Origin of the sequence: Bacillus cereus group sp. N8, assembly GCF_016483685.1 — a bacterium.
In the GTDB taxonomy this organism is placed as follows: Bacteria; Bacillota; Bacilli; order Bacillales; family Bacillaceae_G; genus Bacillus_A; species Bacillus_A proteolyticus.
Map to the genome: position 1 here is coordinate 1 of NZ_JAEHBK010000019.1, position 16,550 is coordinate 16,550.

Sequence of the window (16,550 nt, forward strand, 5' to 3'; positions counted from 1 at the left end):
TTTCTTCTGTTGTTTCTTCTTCAATCTTTTCTTCTTCTGGTTTTACCCAGATTTCCGGTTTGTCTGTTACCTCTGGTTTCTCTAACTCATTCGGTTCTTCGGTCACCGTCGGCTTTTCCGGTTTTAATGACTCTTCTATTTCTTCTGTTGTTTCTTCTTCAATCTTTTCTTCTTCTGGTTTTACCCAGATTTCCGGTTTGTCTGTTACCTCTGGTGCTTCTAACTCATTCGGTTCTTCTGTCACCTTTGGTTCTTCCGGTTTTGATAGCTCTTCCGTCTCTTCTGTTGTTTCTTCTTTACCTTGCTCTTCTACTTCTGTTACTTCATGGATCTTTATATTTGTAATATCATAACCATTAACTTTCGATTGATATCCCGTTACTGGTTGTTCTTTTACTTCATACTTATGAGCTTTTCCTTCATTATTAACTGCTGGTAACTTTTCAAACTCGTATTTCCAATCATTTGCTGCCGTAACTTCTTTCGTTGCAATGACTTTACCATCTTGCAGTAAATCTACTTTAATTGTTTCTGGGCGATCATTTACTTTGTCGCCTTCCCATGTTTTCTTTCCCATAACTGATGTAGTTTTTAACTTATTTGGAACCATAAGTTTTATTCCATTTACATCATCCTTCTTAATTGTAAAAGGAATTTTCGTTTGTGGATCGAACTCTACATAGTTCGGTGCTGAAATTTCTTGTACATAGTAATTACCTGGAGTTAGATTCGATGCCTCAACTACTCCATCTTTATTCGTTGTATAAGAATCACCAATTTGCTGTCCTGACTCTGTATACAGTTTAAAAGAAACACCCGGGATAACTTTCCCTTCGTTTCCTTCAATATGTTTCACAATTTGCAGCGTTCCTTTCGCCGGTAAATCCCCTTCAGCTCCGCCGCCAAATGATATATTTTCAACCTTTGCACTATTAGATTCAGAAATAGGTTTCTCATATAAAATTTGATAATCAAGTTTATAGTCATTTTGTAGGAATTTTAAACTTTTTCCACTCTCAGTTATAGTTGATTTATAAGCAACAGTAAATGAAGTAGCGTTCGCCATATGTCTATAGATTACAACTTCAAATGAGTTATCACTAGTAAACTTAATATATCCATAACCTCGCTGTTGAAACTGCTCAAGAGACAAATTTTCTCTACTATTAATAGTTATATAAAAACTATCTTTATTAAGCATTTGTCCTTCTTGTAAAGTATCTTTCAAAACGATATTGTCATGTAAATATTGTTTCTTTAGATTGATATTTAAAAACCAACGTATTTCATTACTTTTGTCTGGCTGAATATCACCAGCTTTATAGAAAAAGATCCCCGGTTCTGTACCGCCCCCTTTCGAGTGGGTAATGCTAACCGTTTGTTTTTCTAAATTTGTCCCTAAATTCGTTTGTACATCTTTCGTTTTTCCTGCTTCTACATTCGTACCTTGAACAGCGAAATTAAAATTCCCTCGAATATTTTCGAGCTGTTCTACTGTATCATTAAATGTACAAACTACATTATTTGTATTGATCTGGCACGTACCAAAAACACGCCCCGATTCATCCTTTAATGCAATCGTTCCGCTATATCCCTTTAATTCTGGAGGTAGTGCTAACGTTAATGTATCCCCAGACTTCATCTTCTTTCCAGGCTTTTCACTAAAGTTTACACGTATGCTAGTCTTTTCTCCATAATTTAATGTTGTCTTTTCAAATGCAAAACTATCGACAAATCCTGTTGTGTTTAATTCTTGAGCATGACTTATAATAGGCATAAAAACTTGTCCAATAAAAACAGTAAAAATAAAACAAATCACAGATATTCTTTTTAAATATGTACTCATAACGCCTCCATCTTTAATTATCAAATTTTCCTGCGGTGAAATCCTTTCCACCCTAAACCACCTTAAAAAAAGGTTACAACTAAAGAATATTTGCAGCATCAAACCATCTTTAATTATGCAAAACAAAGCAGTAACAAAGCGATTCATTAACCGTATTGTTCTCTTGTTTTGGCAGCCAACAATAAATATTAGTACTTATAAAAATGCATTACAAGACTGTTCATTTACACTTTAATTTGTTACTATAATAGTAGTAACCAAAAGTACTGAATGACCAATTCACTCATATGGTCATCTGATGACTGACTATCTTTCTTTACAAATATGCCCCACCAACATTCTCCTCAAATTTATTTATTCAACTCGTACTAATATATGAAGATGTTTCGTAATTACAAACTAACTATTACTATTTTAGTATTCCTCATCCAACCAAAAACACTTCTATATCAAAATAGAAAACATGATTTCTGGGCTAAAACAGTAAAAATAAAATTATTTCATTATAATATAAGAACGTAATTTAAAATAAAAGGTATATACTATTTTTTGACCAAACTACCTCCCTTACTTGATTATATTAAAAAAATAAGGCTACCTTTCCTTATGAAGAAAGATAGCCTTATTTGTATAGACAACTGTCCTACTAATTATTTTTTCGCGCCTTTCAGCGTCTCTCTCAGCACAAATTTTTGTAGTTTTCCACTCGCATTACGAGGAAGTTCATCCACAAATAAATAATGACGCGGGCGTTTATAGTCTGCTAATTCGTCACTTTCTTTACAATACATTTCTAAATCAGCTTCTGAAATATTTTCATCTTTCTTTACAACGACCGCAACGACACGCTCTCCCCATAGTTCATCCGGCTCACCAAGTACTGCAACATCTAATAGACCAGGGTGACTATGAAGAAAATCTTCAACTTCACGAGGATAAATATTTACCCCACCGCTAATTACCATATCATCAACACGATCTGCAACGAATAAATAACCGTCTTTATCGAAGTAGCCTAAATCACCAGAATGATACCAGCCTTTATACATTGATTTTGCATTTGCTTCTTCTCGATTATGATAACCAGCCATCATAGTTGGGCCGCGTAAAATAATTTCCCCTACTTCATAAGGAGGCAAGACATCGTCTGGCTCTGCCGGTGCATCTTCGTTCGGTTTAACAATTCGAATTTCATGGCTAAAGCACGGTGTTCCAGCTGAACCAGCTTTCGTAATTTGATCCTCTTCTACGAGAAACGCAACAACCGGTCCCATTTCTGTCATTCCGTAAATTTGGACAAGATCAATATAAAGACGCTCTTTACATTCCTTCACTAGTGCTGGTGCCATCGCAGCCCCGCCATATACACCAATCTTCATCGAAGTTAAATCATACTTAGTCAGATCTTTTTGCAGTAACATATTCCACATCGTTGGTGCTGCAAAAAACGTCGTAATCTTCTCTTCTTGAATTGTATGTAACACTCTATCCGTATCAAAATGATGTAAAATAACATTCTTTCCGCCAACTTGAATGCGCGGTATAATTCCAGCATTTAACTCGCCGCAATGATATAAAGGCGCTACCACAAGTCCGGCGCTATCCCTGTTATATTTTATGAAATACGTACAAATCATACTATGCTCAGCCATATCACGATGGCGATGTAGTACACCTTTCGGATGGCCAGTCGTACCACTCGTATAAAGCATAGAACAATAATCCATCTCATCTACTACAATATCTACTTTTTCAGCTGATGCTTCATTTACTTTTTCATGGTAAGAACTCGCATAGGAAGGTGTATCGTCTTCTACATACCAAAAAGACGTATTTGGAAAATCTCGTTCAATCATAGCAACAGTTGATTCGACTGCTTTTTCAAAGACAACTAATTTCGAGGCTGCATCTTGGAGGATATACGATAATTCTTTTGCTTTTAAGCGGAAATTAATCGGGTTAAAGATCGCCCCAATTTTGGCACAGGCTAAGTAAACGTTTACAAATTCACGACAGTTATATAAGTAAACAGATACAGAGTCTCCTTTTCTTACTCCTTCTTTCAATAGAGCTTGCGCCGTTTTATTTATTTGCTCATCCCACTGTTTATATGTCCAGCGAATATTTTTTTCTGGCTCTACTAACGCCTCTTTATTCGGATACTTGCCAACTGCTAAATCAAAAATTCTCCCTATCGTCATGTACATGCCAACAATTTCCCCCTTTTCTCTTTCATAAATCTATCATTTCGTCTATAAGTAGACATTGTCCTCTAATAATATGACTAATTTTTCTGATTATTATCGACATGGTTTTACAAACGGTGCCACTTAACGGTAAATGAAATTATATTGAAGGTTTTTAAAATATATTGACCGCAACTTGAAATATATCAGCGATTTTCAAGATATATCGACGCAACTTGAAATATATCAGCGATTTTTAAAATATATCGACCGCAACTCAATTTATATCAGCGATTTTTCGAATATATCGACTTACCGACAAAAACTGACAATATAAAGTGAAACTTTAATCAGCCCGGCAAATAGCGGGATAAAAAATAGACTGTTCCAAGTCGGAACAGTCTATTTCTCCTTACACAAATAGCTCTTCTAAAATTTTCAGTTTATCTTCTGTATATTTCACAAAGCCATCGTTATATGATTTTGGATCTTTCGGATTCGCAAAGTGTGTAATTGCTCCTGTTTGTGGGTGAACAAATTTACTTGATGCACCGCAACCAAGTCCGATAATCGATTGTACTTCTTCCATAATAACAATATTGTAGATACTTTCTTGCGTAGGCATTGCATACCCAACGTTTTCTAAGTTCCCTAAAATATTTTTTTGACGATATAAATAGTATGGCACGTAATTGTGGTTCTTCGTCCACTCTTCCGCCTCATGCATCATCGCAGTGATTTCTTCGCGACCTGCTACTTTATATTTACGTTTGTTTTGCGTCATTTCAGAAGCACGTTTAAATGATAACGTATGAACTGTTAACGATTCTGGCATTAACTTTTCTGTTTCATCTAGCGTATGCTTGAAGATTTCTAATCCTTCACCAGGAAGACCAATAATTAAGTCCATGTTAATATTGTTCATTCCCATTTCACGTGCTAAATGATACTTCTCAATCGTTTCTTCTACAGTATGATGACGTCCAATTGCTTTTAGTGTCTCTTGATGGTATGACTGCGGATTAATACTAATACGGTCAATGTTCCATTTATTTAACACTTCTAGCTTCGCTGGTGTGATCGTATCTGGGCGACCTGCCTCAACTGTTACTTCACGTACATCTTTCACATCTGGGAACGCTTCGTACATTTCTTCATACAGCATATCCATCTCTTCTGCTGTAATACTCGTCGGTGTACCACCACCGTAATAAATCGTCGTAACTTTAACACCTTTTTCTTTTAAAAACTTACCAATTTCACGAACTTCATAATGTAAGCCACCTAAGAACGAATCAACTGACCCTTGGCGTCCGTTAATTGCATAAGCCGGGAATGTACAATATGCACATTTTGTTGGACAGAATGGAATACCGATATAAATACTTACTTCCTCTTTCAAACGGTATAAATCCGGAACTACCGCTAATTGGCAATCCACGATACGCTGAAGAAGCTCAATTTTCTCTTCATGAATTAAATAACTTTCACGAAGTTCTTTATGCGCCTCTTCTTTTGTCATACCATTTTGAAGCATTTTATGAAGAAGCTTCGTTGGGCGTACTCCCGTTAAAATACCCCAGCTCTGTTCAAGTCCAGTTAGCTGTTGAAGTACAGAAAGATATACGTAAGAAACAACATGTTTCACTTGCTTCATACGTTCTTTTTCATCTGTAAAAGCAGATAAATCTTTCGAGAATGTTTCTTCATACACATTTCCGGTTGCAACATCTGTTAAATGAGCTGATGCTGTCACATTACCTTCTATCTGTATATCAACGATCAGATCTGCTTCTTCTTTCTCAAACCCTATCGTGCTCTCTTCAAAAAATAAACCGCCAATATTTTGTAGCGGACGTAAAAAACGATCATCTTGTAACGTTTTAATTGAAATTAACAACATTATCACCTTTTCATTTGCAAACTCTCTTTAGTTTACTTGAAGGGCGTTTGCAGGTCAATACAGAAGGTTTTACCTTATTCCCATATCACATTTACAACATACTGAATATTGATTTTTCATAAACATCTCCTAGTTGTATAGATATTATAACATGCCCTTGTTACAATCTAAAACGTATTAGTACTAACTACTAGTTTAAATACATATAAAGGAGGCCTGTTAACACGAGATTAAAAACCTAACGTGTTAAAACAACTATGAAGAAAAAGTTTTACAACATTTTAGCACTCTCTCTTGCACTACAAATTTTTGTGGCACCTACTTATTCATTCGCAGAGAATGTAGAGAAAACCATGGAATTATCTACTGATGAACAAGCTTTAAACAGCATCGAAGAACATGCAAAAAAACATAGACATGATGAAGCGAATCATCTTGAAATAAATGGTGAATATCTTCTCCATTTATCAAAGAAACTTCCACTATATGACTCAAACAATTTACAGAACAAAACAAATATCGAAGTTACTGAACAAGTCGTAAAGGCAACAAAGAAAAAAGATACTACATATTATGTACAAACTGCATCTGGTTCTGGCTGGATCAATAATGACGATAATAGTTTAGAAGTACGAGAGATTCATAAACTTTCCAATAAAAAATTAATTATAAAAGAAGAGACTTTTACATATTCACTTCCTTTCGAACCATTTAAAGAAGAAAACAAAATACAGCCACAAATAATCATTCCTACTGAACAATCTGGGAATTGGTTTAAAATTCAAGTAAACGAAACATCAAAATGGATTTACGCCCCTTCAGCTACGTTTGAAGGTACGAAAGCATCCTTATTAGAAAATAAGAGTTCTACAGAAAAGAAAACTTTATATAGAACGCCCGCAAATTTATATACAAGCACTATTTATGGTGTGACATTTAAAGAAATGATTGTCCCAAAAGGTAATGAAAACATTCGACCTGGATACGCAATGGATCCAAAATACATTACAATTCATGAAACTGCTAATACGAGCAAAGGTGCTAACGCTTTAAATCACGCAAAGTACTTAGATAGTCAAGCACGTGGAAACACCGATCGTTCAGCATCTTGGCATTTTACTGTCGATGATAAAGAAATTTATCAACACCTTCCATTAAATGAAGTTGGATGGCATGCTGGAAATAAAACTGGAAATTATGAATCAATCGGAATTGAAATTGCTGTAAATAGCGATGGCGATTATGTTAAAGCAGTAGAAAACGCCCGCAAATTAGCTGCGTATTTAATGAATGAACTAAATATCTCACTAGATCACGTTCAAAAGCACCAATTTTGGAGTGGAAAAAACTGTCCTGCATTTATGATTCAACGTGGACAATGGAATGCTTTCTTACAAGGAACAAATGCTTATTATAATGAAAATCGTAAAGATGTTATCCCTGAAGAAATCCCACATGAAAAAGACGACATTACAGGTGGCTGGTATGAGCAAGATATTCGCCAGTTAGCAGCTAAAAAAATTATGTTCGGCGACGGTAATGGTTCTTATTGGCCAAATCGTCTTGTAACACGTGCCGAATTTGCAAACTTAATGTCCCGCTCTTTAAAATTACCTGCTGGAAATTCTAAATTTACGGACTTAAACGAAGCACATTCATCTTTAGTAGATGGAATTAATCGTGCCGCTAGCGCAGGTATAATTAATGGTCGTGGGAATAATAAATTTGATCCGAATGCTACAATAACACGTGATGAAGCTGTTATTATGATTGATCGTGCACTAGAATACAAATGGATTTATAGAAAAGAAGTGAAATTACCATTCACTGACCAAGACTTAGCATACAATAACAAAGCATTACAAAACGTTTATGCATACGGAATTGTAAAAGGTAATGAACGAAACGAGTTTGTCCCAAAAGGTACAGCAACACGTGGTGAAGCTGCTGCATTTTTAAATAGAATGCTTAAAGTAATCGAAGCATAAAAACAAAAAAGAAACGTAGCGAAAATGCTACGTTTCTTTTTTCATCGTTTCGGTGTATTTTTATGATTTTTCAAAAAAGGAAGCGGAAATTGTTTGCGAAAATGTTCTTTAATCATATACTCTACACCATTCTCACTATTCGAACGTGTAATCCAGTCAGCTGCTTGCTTCAACTCTACAGGCGCGTTCCCCATCGCTACCCCAAGTCCAACGTTTTCAATGACCTCTAAATCTTCCATGCTATCCCCAATCGCAACCATTTCACTAAGGTGAATATTTAAATGCTCCCCAAGTAATTGTAAACCACGTAGTTTCGATACATTTTGAGGGAGAATTTCTATACGCCCCGCATCACATTCGACGTACTCTACATCTTGAAATGCCTTTCTTAACGTATTCATCCCTCTTTCTTTTTCACCTTTCGTATGGAAAACAATATCAATTTTTGGTGCAGCTACTGGATGATCACGCAGTGCATCCCCTAGCGAATCTACAAATTGAACTGGATAAAATAACGGATCTGCGCTCGATAATACAGTACGTGCAATTAAGTTTGGTGTATTTCTCTCACGATTCCCAATTGAAAATCGTTCATGAGAAATGCGAACATTACAATCAAAATGCTCTAACACTTGCACAATATTAAAGGTTTTCTCTTCAGATAATCTCCTTTGAGCGAAAGGCTTATCTAACGATGCTGAAACGAAAGCTCCGCCATGTGTAACTAATATAGAATCTAATTTTAACGCCTTGGCAATTTTATGAGCCGATTGAAAATTACGATTCGTAAATAATGTAACGTATACATCTTTTCTTTTCACAAATTCAACTGTTTCCCGTAACCCTTTTGCGATTTTTCCGTTGTTGTATAGTAGTGTCCCATCTATATTAAGAGCTAGTAAGCGATAAATCATGTCGCACTCCCCCTCTTCGCTGTTGTACTCTATCCATAATTTATGAAATAAACGTAGCAAATAGAACGAGTTAGAATTACTACTCAAAATTTGGTTTACTATATACATATACAACCAGCAAAGGAGATAGTACAATGCAGGCACCACCTTCTTTTTATGAAGGCGATACGTTAGAAGTCGCAAAGAAGTTACTCGGACATAAACTTGTTCATATTGTAGATGGAATAAAACGAAGCGGAATTATTGTAGAAGTAGAAGCATACAAAGGTCCAGATGATAAGGCCGCACATAGTTACGGTGGCAGACGAACAGATCGAACAGAAGTAATGTTCGGTGCACCCGGACATGCTTACGTATATCTTATTTATGGTATGTATCATTGTTTTAACGTAATTACAGCACCAGTCGGCACCCCGCAAGGAATTCTCATTCGTGCTCTTGAGCCTATAGACGGAATCGAAGAAATGAAACTAGCGCGCTACAACAAAACCGATATTACGAATAAGCAATATAAAAACTTAACAAATGGACCTGGAAAACTATGCCGCGCACTCGGAATCACTTTAGAAGAACGCGGGGTATCATTACAAAGTGATACATTACATATTGAGTTAGTTCCAAAAGAAGAACATTTATCATCCACACATAACATAATAGCTGGCCCTCGTATTAATATTGATTACGCAGAAGAAGCCATTCACTACCCATGGCGGTTTTATTATGAAAAGCATCCGTTTGTTTCAAAGTAAAGAAGCTATCCTATAAGTATGCGAAACCAGCTTATAGGATAGCTCTTTTTTCATAATTCATCACACGTCGAAAAGCCGAAATCCGGGCTCGGATTTCGGTTTTGTTTCTATAAAAGAAACCGTTGTTCCTCCAACATTGCCAAATACAGTTCATCTCCACAGAGAAAATCTTAAAAGTATTATTTTTTTAATGCATAATAATTATCCAAATTGAATTTCGACATAATGAAAGTTCCTGTTGGCGTTAACAGTTGTGACATAGATTGTATGACATGCGGTAATTTCGCTGGCTCAATGGGATGTGATAGTAGGATGTACTGGAATTTTTCATCTGTAAATACCTCATGTAACTTGTCATATTCAGCAGAAGTTGTAGGAGCTACCCTATTTGCAAGAGCTGCCGCTTTTTCATTACTTTCTGCTCCGAATAAAGAAACTGCCTGATAACACCCTTTTATTTTTAATAAAGTGGCACCACATCCAGCTCCTATATGAAGAATATTTACTTTATCAGGTGCAAATCGCTCTAATATCGCTAGTAAATCATAATGAATGTATAAACTTTCACCATAAAATCCCCATTTTTCATACAATTTTATATTATTCGCATGTAAAACTACAGAAAATTTCATACTATCTTCTTTCCATGAGACACTTCCATAATGATGAATAAATGTATCTCTACATAAATACAATTTATATCCTTTTTCAAACATTCTTAGTGACAAATCATCATCTTCATAATTCCCCGGTGTAAATCGTTCATCTAATAATCCAACTTCATCTAACACTGATTTTTTTATAAGCATACAGAATCCGATTAATTTCATACGTTCTTCCCATTTATCTTTATCACTTTGATTATATAAAGTTGCAAACTTCTGCATTCCTTCAATATCTTTATAAAAGGTTGGTATAGCAGTATAGTAAGCTGCATTATTAGTTACGGGCCCTACCGCTCCAGTATCCTTACTTTCATATAAACACCGAATTAAGTTGCTTAGCCAATTTTCAGTTACGACCACATCATTATTTAATAATAGAATATTATCACCTTTTGCCTCTTTAATCCCCTGATTGCATCCCTTTGGAAAACCCATATTCTCCGCATTTTCCACTAGCATAATATCCGATTGTTTTTGTAACCATTCTACAGTACCATCTGTTGACGCATTGTCCACAACTATTAACTCATACTCTTGTTCCACTGTATAAGTTCTAATACTTTGGATGCATTCTTTTGTATATTGTAATTGATTATGAGTCAATATAATTATACTTGTGAGCATGAATCAAACTCCTCTCAGCAGCCAAAATGATTATCTAGTATTATTAAATACTATTTTTGTAATAAACTATCAAAATATTTTCTATTATATGCAATGCTTGGATTATTAGGTATGAACTCCGCAGCTTGTTCGTTATGATAAATTGCCTTTTCATATTCTTGTATTCGATCATAACAAATACATAGTTGAATATGCGGCAACCATGTATGACACTCTTCTCGGACAAACGGAGAATCCTTTGGCCTTGGCCCGTCAATTGCTGCATGGTACCAATATATCGCTTTAGAATATTCCCCTTGTTGCAAAAATACACGTCCTAAGTGGCAACAAAGTTCTCCTCTAGGCGTGTCATACGTAAATGATTGCAAACAAGACTGTATAGATTTTTTTAAGTCCCCCAATTCTAAATAACATTCGGCTCTTTTTAAACACGCTTGAATATTATCTTCAACCCAACCCTTTTCTTCATCTAAAAATTTAGAATACCCCTTAACAGCCTTATCAAATAATCTGTGATCCCTACATTCATTTGCATAATAGTACACATCACGGGGACTAAATTCTTTTCCACTCTCAAGATGCTTTTCATATATTTTCAAATTACGATTAGTATATGCTTTTATTTTTTTATGACTTACCCCTACATCACTATTTATAAGATTTCCATACACCTCTAAATATTCATGAACAAATCCATGCCATTGAAAATTTCTACTTCTGTTGACTAATCGATATCGCCTTAAAGAATGTGTTGGATTTCCTTCTATATCAAAAGTTAAATAATATTTCATAGATACTGCATCCGTACTACGATCTAACGTACTTTTTAACTGCAACAATTTCTTTATATCTTCCGTATCTATTATGTCATCTGCGTCTAGCCAAAGAATATATTCTTTTGTAGCTTTAGAAAATGCAAAATTTCGTGCCGCTGAAAAATCTTCAATCCATTGAAAATCATAAACTTTCGCATCATACTTCTTCACAATTTCTTTTGTAGCATCTGTTGAACCTGTATCTACAATAATAATTTCATCCACAACACTTTTGACCGATTCTAAACATTTCGATATAGTTTGTTCCTCATCTTTTACAATCATGCATAAACTAATAGTAATTGAGTTTCCCATCATATCCCCCCTATCCTTTTGATGTATATGTTTAGGGAGAAATTTATATTTCTTTTGCTTCAAAATTGAGTTTTCATTTTACAAATGAAACATAATGAGGCGGTACAGGGGAATTTCACGAGAAGATTGCGCATCAATAAAAAAACCGAAGCCTGAACAAGACTTCGGTTCTTATATAGAGAATACATGATTTCGATTCCTTTTACTCCGCACCTTCCGCAGTCGCAATATCATTCTCTAAGTTTTCTCTTGATAGTTCAGCCGTCATAAAGTCAGCTGTTTCCGGAAGCGCTAAATGCATATGAGCTTTTTGACAAATTTGGATCGTACAGTTTTCTACAACATAATCGAAAACATGTCCACCCCCGCGAATTTCATCATCAATGTAATGTAAGTGGAAACCAGCTACACCAATACCTTGCGCGTAATCCGGCGTCCAAAATCCAGCCATCGTCCCATCCGTATCTTTAAACGAAAAAATCGGTTGTGATTTCGTCACTTCAACGAGCGGCGTATATGGTTTTTCTTGTCTTGGAACAGTTCTCGTTCTTACTTCACGGAACGTACCGTCCATTCGAATAGCGTAAAATAAGTTTTTACTCGGCATCAATTCATGTAATAACGCTTCAACTTCTTCACGATTCATCGGGTGTTCTACCGTATAACTCATTTCTTTTTCAAAAAACGTTACCGTCGCAAAAGGTGTTGTTTCTTCCGGTTCTACCTTTTCCGCTGAACCGTCTGAACGTAAATGATAAAACTCATTATCAAACGCAATCATTTCACCATCTAATTGATCAAATGTGCCGATGCCAAAATCACCACGTTCTTTCAATTCCTCAAAGTTAATAACACCATCATATATACCATCTAATAGCGCAAGCATTGTAGATGTTTGATATACTTCATTACTCGTTTTCGTTCTTTTTTCATCAATATCAATTAATTGCGCAACATTCATCTCAAGTCTGCCCCCATTAGTTTAATTGGTTTGGTAATAATTTTTCGCTTAATTTAATGTTGTCACGGTAATCGATTGGAATATCAATAATGACAGGACCGTCTGCTTCTAATGCCGTTTTCAATACATCTTCTAATTCATCTGGTGTATTGACACGAAGACCTAATGCCCCGAAACTTTCCGCATATTTCACAAGATCAACATCGCCAAACTCTGTAGCTGATGTTCTGCCGTATTTCATCATTTGTTGGAACGCAACCATATCGTACGTACCGTCTCTCCATACGAGATGGACAACCGGAGCATTTAAACGTACCGCTGTTTCTAATTCCATCGCTGAGAATAAGAAACCACCGTCACCTGACACTGAGACTACTTTTTTACCCGGTTCTACTAAAGTAGCAGCAATTGCCCAAGGAAGTGCAACACCTAACGTTTGCATACCGTTACTAAATAATAATCTACGTGGTTCATAAGAACGGAAACATCTCGCCATCCAAATAGAATGGGAACCGATGTCACATGTAACGGTTGTATCGTCACTAATTAAAGAACGAAGTGTACGAATAACTTGAAGTGGATGCGTAACACCTTCTGAAGCACGATTTGGAACTAATGCTTGCTCTGATAATTTCGAGCGTAATCGTTCTAAAACTGCTTCTGATTTCGTATTTAATACAAGCTTCGGTAATTTCTCTGCAATGCTATTTACAGTTAAAGCGATATCGCCAATTAATTCACGCTCTGGTTGGTAATCATGATCGATATCCGCTTGGTGGTCATCAAGATGAATAATCGTTCTGTCTCCAAGTTTATTCCAGAATTTCGGATCATACTCAATTGGGTCATAACCGATTGAAATAACAAGATCGGCTTCTTCTAGTAAAATATCACCTGGTTGGTTACGGAATAATCCAACGCGGCCGAAGAAATGATCTTCTAGCTCACGTGAAATCGCGCCAGCTGCTTGATATGTTTCAACGACAGGAAGTTCTGTATCAGCAATTAATTCACGAACCGCTTTCGTTACTGCATTCGTGCTCGCTCTCATACCGAGTAAAATAACTGGTAATTTCGCTGATTTTATTTTTTCTACTACATATGTAATTTCATGTGTGGGAGCGATTCCAAGCTGTGGCTTAGAAAGCGCACCGATAGACTCTACAGTCGTTTCCGCAGTCATAACATCTTGCGGAAGACTTACTAAAGTAGCTCCTGAATTTGTGGAAGTCGCACTTCGGAATGCATTTGATAGCGCTTCTGGCACATTATCAGGATGCTCTACTTCTACGCTATATTTTGTGATTGGTTCGAATAGTGCAGCATTATCCATAGATTGGTGCGTACGTTTTAATCGATCCGTACGTGGAACCGCACCAGCTAAAGCAACAACGGGATCACTCTCCGCATTCGCAGTAACAAGACCTGTCGCTAAATTCGATGTCCCTGGTCCTGAAGTTACAAGACACACACCCGGTTTCCCTGTTAATCTACCAATAGCAGCTGCCATAAATGCTGCATTTTGTTCATGACGACAAACAATTAACTCTGGTCCTCTTTCTTGCAGTACATCAAATACAGAGTCAATCTTCGCTCCTGGAATACCGAAAACATGTGTAACACCTTGTTTAATTAAACAATCAACAACAAGATCTGCTCCTTTTGTTTTTGTTTTCACGTCGTTTGCTTTTACACCTGTACTCAAACTAATCATCCCTTTATTTCATAATGTGTGTAATAAAGATTTTTATTTTATATACTTCACCACATTAATTAACGTGGTGTAATATATCCCGCTTATCATTATAGTACAAATGCATTATTTTTCCAACGATATGAATTTGACAGTTTTTTGACAAACAAAAGGAAAACCCTTACATTTTTCTACAATAAAATAGACGCCCCTATACTAGGAGCGTCTTCCCTTATTACGCTTGTTGTTGCGCGTTATATAATTCTTCAAGTGGCTTCATGATAATTTTGTTAACGTCAGTGATAACGATGTTTAAACGTTGCTCAGTTTCCATTAACTTTGTAATTTTAGCATCTTGTTGAATACGAGCTACAACTTCTTGTGCTTTTTGGTTATCTTCTTCAGTAATTTCTTGACCTTGCATCATTTTTTGTTGTAGGCCAAGTTGCATCATGCGGAACTCATCGAATAAGCTCTTTGAAGCTGCATCTCCTTGTACTGCTGCGTAGCTTGCTTTTAATGTTTGGAAATCTTCGTTTTCAGCGATTGTTTTTTGTAATTCATATGCAACATCATGAATGTTTTTTGTCATTTTATTTTTCCTCCTTTAGAAGGCTAACGCTTTTCGCTCGCACCGCCTTTTAAGTGCATTTACATACGCACCTCTTCTTACCATATCAAACTATGCAAGAGATGTGAAGAAATTTCACTTTTATTTCTATGTATTCGCTTTATTACCTAAGGAACAGAAGTAACACCCCTTGCACGAGTCCAATCATTCCCCCTAATAATGCCCCTAAATACGTAATCATTTTCAATTCATTTTTCGTTATGGACAAGACTAGGTCCTCTAGTCTCTCCGTTGAAAATGTAGACACTTCTTGCTGGACAATTTCCGCAAGGTGGAGATTGTTTAATATACTTTCTACGTTTTCTGTCCCCCACTTCAATCCTTTCGTTACTGCACTTGGGACTACCTTTTCCATGATTGTTTCTCGAACTGGCTCACATACTTGCTGAACAGATTGATTTAAAAATTTACTCACTGTTTCCTCAACTTTAACTGCTGACAATATGGATTTCACAATCATTTCTTTTTCTACAAACGTTTCTAATTCTTTTACATCTCTTCCTTTTAACTTTTCCCACTCTTTTTGCAGTACATCAGTTAAAAGCCGCTTTGTGCCATCTTGCCCTAAAAACTTAATGACTTCTGGCTGCACACGATCCACTACACTTACATTTCCTAAAAACATCCCGACTAAGTTAAGCAGCGTTCCCCTAGAAGCAAAAAAATCATCAATCATTTTTGAAAGACGCGCTTTCCCTTCTTCACTTTCAAAAAATTTAATTCCTCGCTCTAAAATAAACGCCGAGACATTTGGGATCGTATTCTCTATTTTTTCATGTACAGAATGAGGTAAAGCTTGTTCCCATGTATATGTATAGTACTCCGTTAAAAATGCCTGAATCTTTTCTGTAATCACATGTTCGATTTTCCCAGTTGCTTCTTTTTCTACATGTGCTACATCCCATTTTTCTAACATTTGTCGTAACGACTGTTCATTCGTAATTACTTTATCCACTTCTGCTTGTGCCCAGTGGATTAAACTTTTTTGAAACTCTTCATTTGTTAGCTTCTTTCCAATTCCTTCTGGCGTTAACAAATGCTCTACAACCATTTTTCCTAATTGAACCGCAAGCTCATCGCGACGCTTCGGAATTAACCCTGGCGTAAATGGAACTTGAAACTTTCCAATATAAATCGGACGATGAGGACGGAATAACATTTTTATTGCTAAATGATTTGTGTATCCTCCAATAATCGCCCCGAGTCCTGTCGTTGTTAACATATTCAACCATATATTCATCATAATCAACCTTTCACTTC

Annotated in this window: 12 protein-coding genes; 2 read left to right on the top strand and 10 right to left on the bottom strand. The window is 36.1% G+C overall.

What is annotated here, in order from left to right; genetic code table 11:
- From JDS80_RS21935 to JDS80_RS21945, 3 genes are all read right to left on the bottom strand, one after another.
- Positions 1-1,846, bottom strand: a 1,846-nt coding sequence (locus tag JDS80_RS21935) for a Cna B-type domain-containing protein (RefSeq protein WP_199639991.1), incomplete at its 3' end; no start/stop codon positions are given.
- Positions 1,847-2,496: 650 nt separating this feature from the next.
- Positions 2,497-4,053, bottom strand: a complete 1,557-nt coding sequence (locus JDS80_RS21940) for a fatty acid--CoA ligase (RefSeq protein ID WP_199639954.1) — start codon at positions 4,051-4,053, stop codon at positions 2,497-2,499.
- Between the two features lie 391 nt (positions 4,054-4,444).
- Entirely contained in the window at positions 4,445-5,935 is a 1,491-nt protein-coding gene (locus JDS80_RS21945) for a coproporphyrinogen III oxidase (protein ID WP_199639955.1), read from the bottom strand.
- 257 nt (positions 5,936-6,192) lie between these two features.
- On the opposite strand from JDS80_RS21945, the gene JDS80_RS21950 reads away from it, so the two are divergent.
- Positions 6,193-7,923 carry an S-layer homology domain-containing protein gene (locus JDS80_RS21950; protein WP_199639956.1) on the top strand — a complete coding sequence of 577 codons (1,731 nt, stop codon included), beginning with the start codon at positions 6,193-6,195 and terminating at the stop codon, positions 7,921-7,923.
- A gap of 41 nt (positions 7,924-7,964) precedes the next feature.
- Here the strand turns inward: JDS80_RS21950 and JDS80_RS21955 are convergent, their stop codons facing one another.
- A complete protein-coding gene (locus JDS80_RS21955) occupies positions 7,965-8,837 on the bottom strand; it encodes a Cof-type HAD-IIB family hydrolase (protein ID WP_071747870.1) in 873 nt (290 codons plus the stop codon).
- A gap of 134 nt (positions 8,838-8,971) precedes the next feature.
- Here JDS80_RS21955 and JDS80_RS21960 point away from each other — a divergent pair, with 134 nt between their 5' ends.
- Positions 8,972-9,586 (top strand): DNA-3-methyladenine glycosylase, encoded by a 615-nt coding sequence (locus JDS80_RS21960; protein WP_098889072.1) that lies wholly within the window; start codon positions 8,972-8,974, stop codon positions 9,584-9,586.
- Between the two features lie 179 nt (positions 9,587-9,765).
- Here the strand turns inward: JDS80_RS21960 and JDS80_RS21965 are convergent, their stop codons facing one another.
- The 6 genes from JDS80_RS21965 to JDS80_RS21990 all read right to left on the bottom strand — a co-directional run bounded on the left by JDS80_RS21965 (position 9,766) and on the right by JDS80_RS21990 (position 16,530).
- Positions 9,766-10,875: a glycosyltransferase family 2 protein gene (locus tag JDS80_RS21965; RefSeq protein ID WP_071747868.1), complete on the bottom strand. Its 1,110-nt coding sequence runs from the start codon at positions 10,873-10,875 to the stop codon at positions 9,766-9,768.
- Positions 10,876-10,925: 50 nt separating this feature from the next.
- Positions 10,926-12,005 (bottom strand): tetratricopeptide repeat-containing glycosyltransferase family 2 protein, encoded by a 1,080-nt coding sequence (locus JDS80_RS21970; protein WP_071747867.1) that lies wholly within the window; start codon positions 12,003-12,005, stop codon positions 10,926-10,928.
- 202 nt (positions 12,006-12,207) lie between these two features.
- On the bottom strand, positions 12,208-12,966 hold the full coding sequence (gene alsD / locus JDS80_RS21975; RefSeq protein WP_098889071.1) for an alpha-acetolactate decarboxylase: 759 nt from the start codon (positions 12,964-12,966) through the stop codon (positions 12,208-12,210).
- 16 nt (positions 12,967-12,982) lie between these two features.
- Positions 12,983-14,671, bottom strand: a complete 1,689-nt coding sequence (gene alsS / locus JDS80_RS21980; protein WP_199639957.1) for an acetolactate synthase AlsS — start codon at positions 14,669-14,671, stop codon at positions 12,983-12,985.
- A gap of 223 nt (positions 14,672-14,894) precedes the next feature.
- Entirely contained in the window at positions 14,895-15,251 is a 357-nt protein-coding gene (locus tag JDS80_RS21985; RefSeq protein ID WP_071747864.1) for a YlbF/YmcA family competence regulator, read from the bottom strand.
- A gap of 142 nt (positions 15,252-15,393) precedes the next feature.
- Entirely contained in the window at positions 15,394-16,530 is a 1,137-nt protein-coding gene (locus JDS80_RS21990) for a DUF445 domain-containing protein (protein ID WP_199639958.1), read from the bottom strand.
- Positions 16,531-16,550 lie beyond the last annotated feature (20 nt).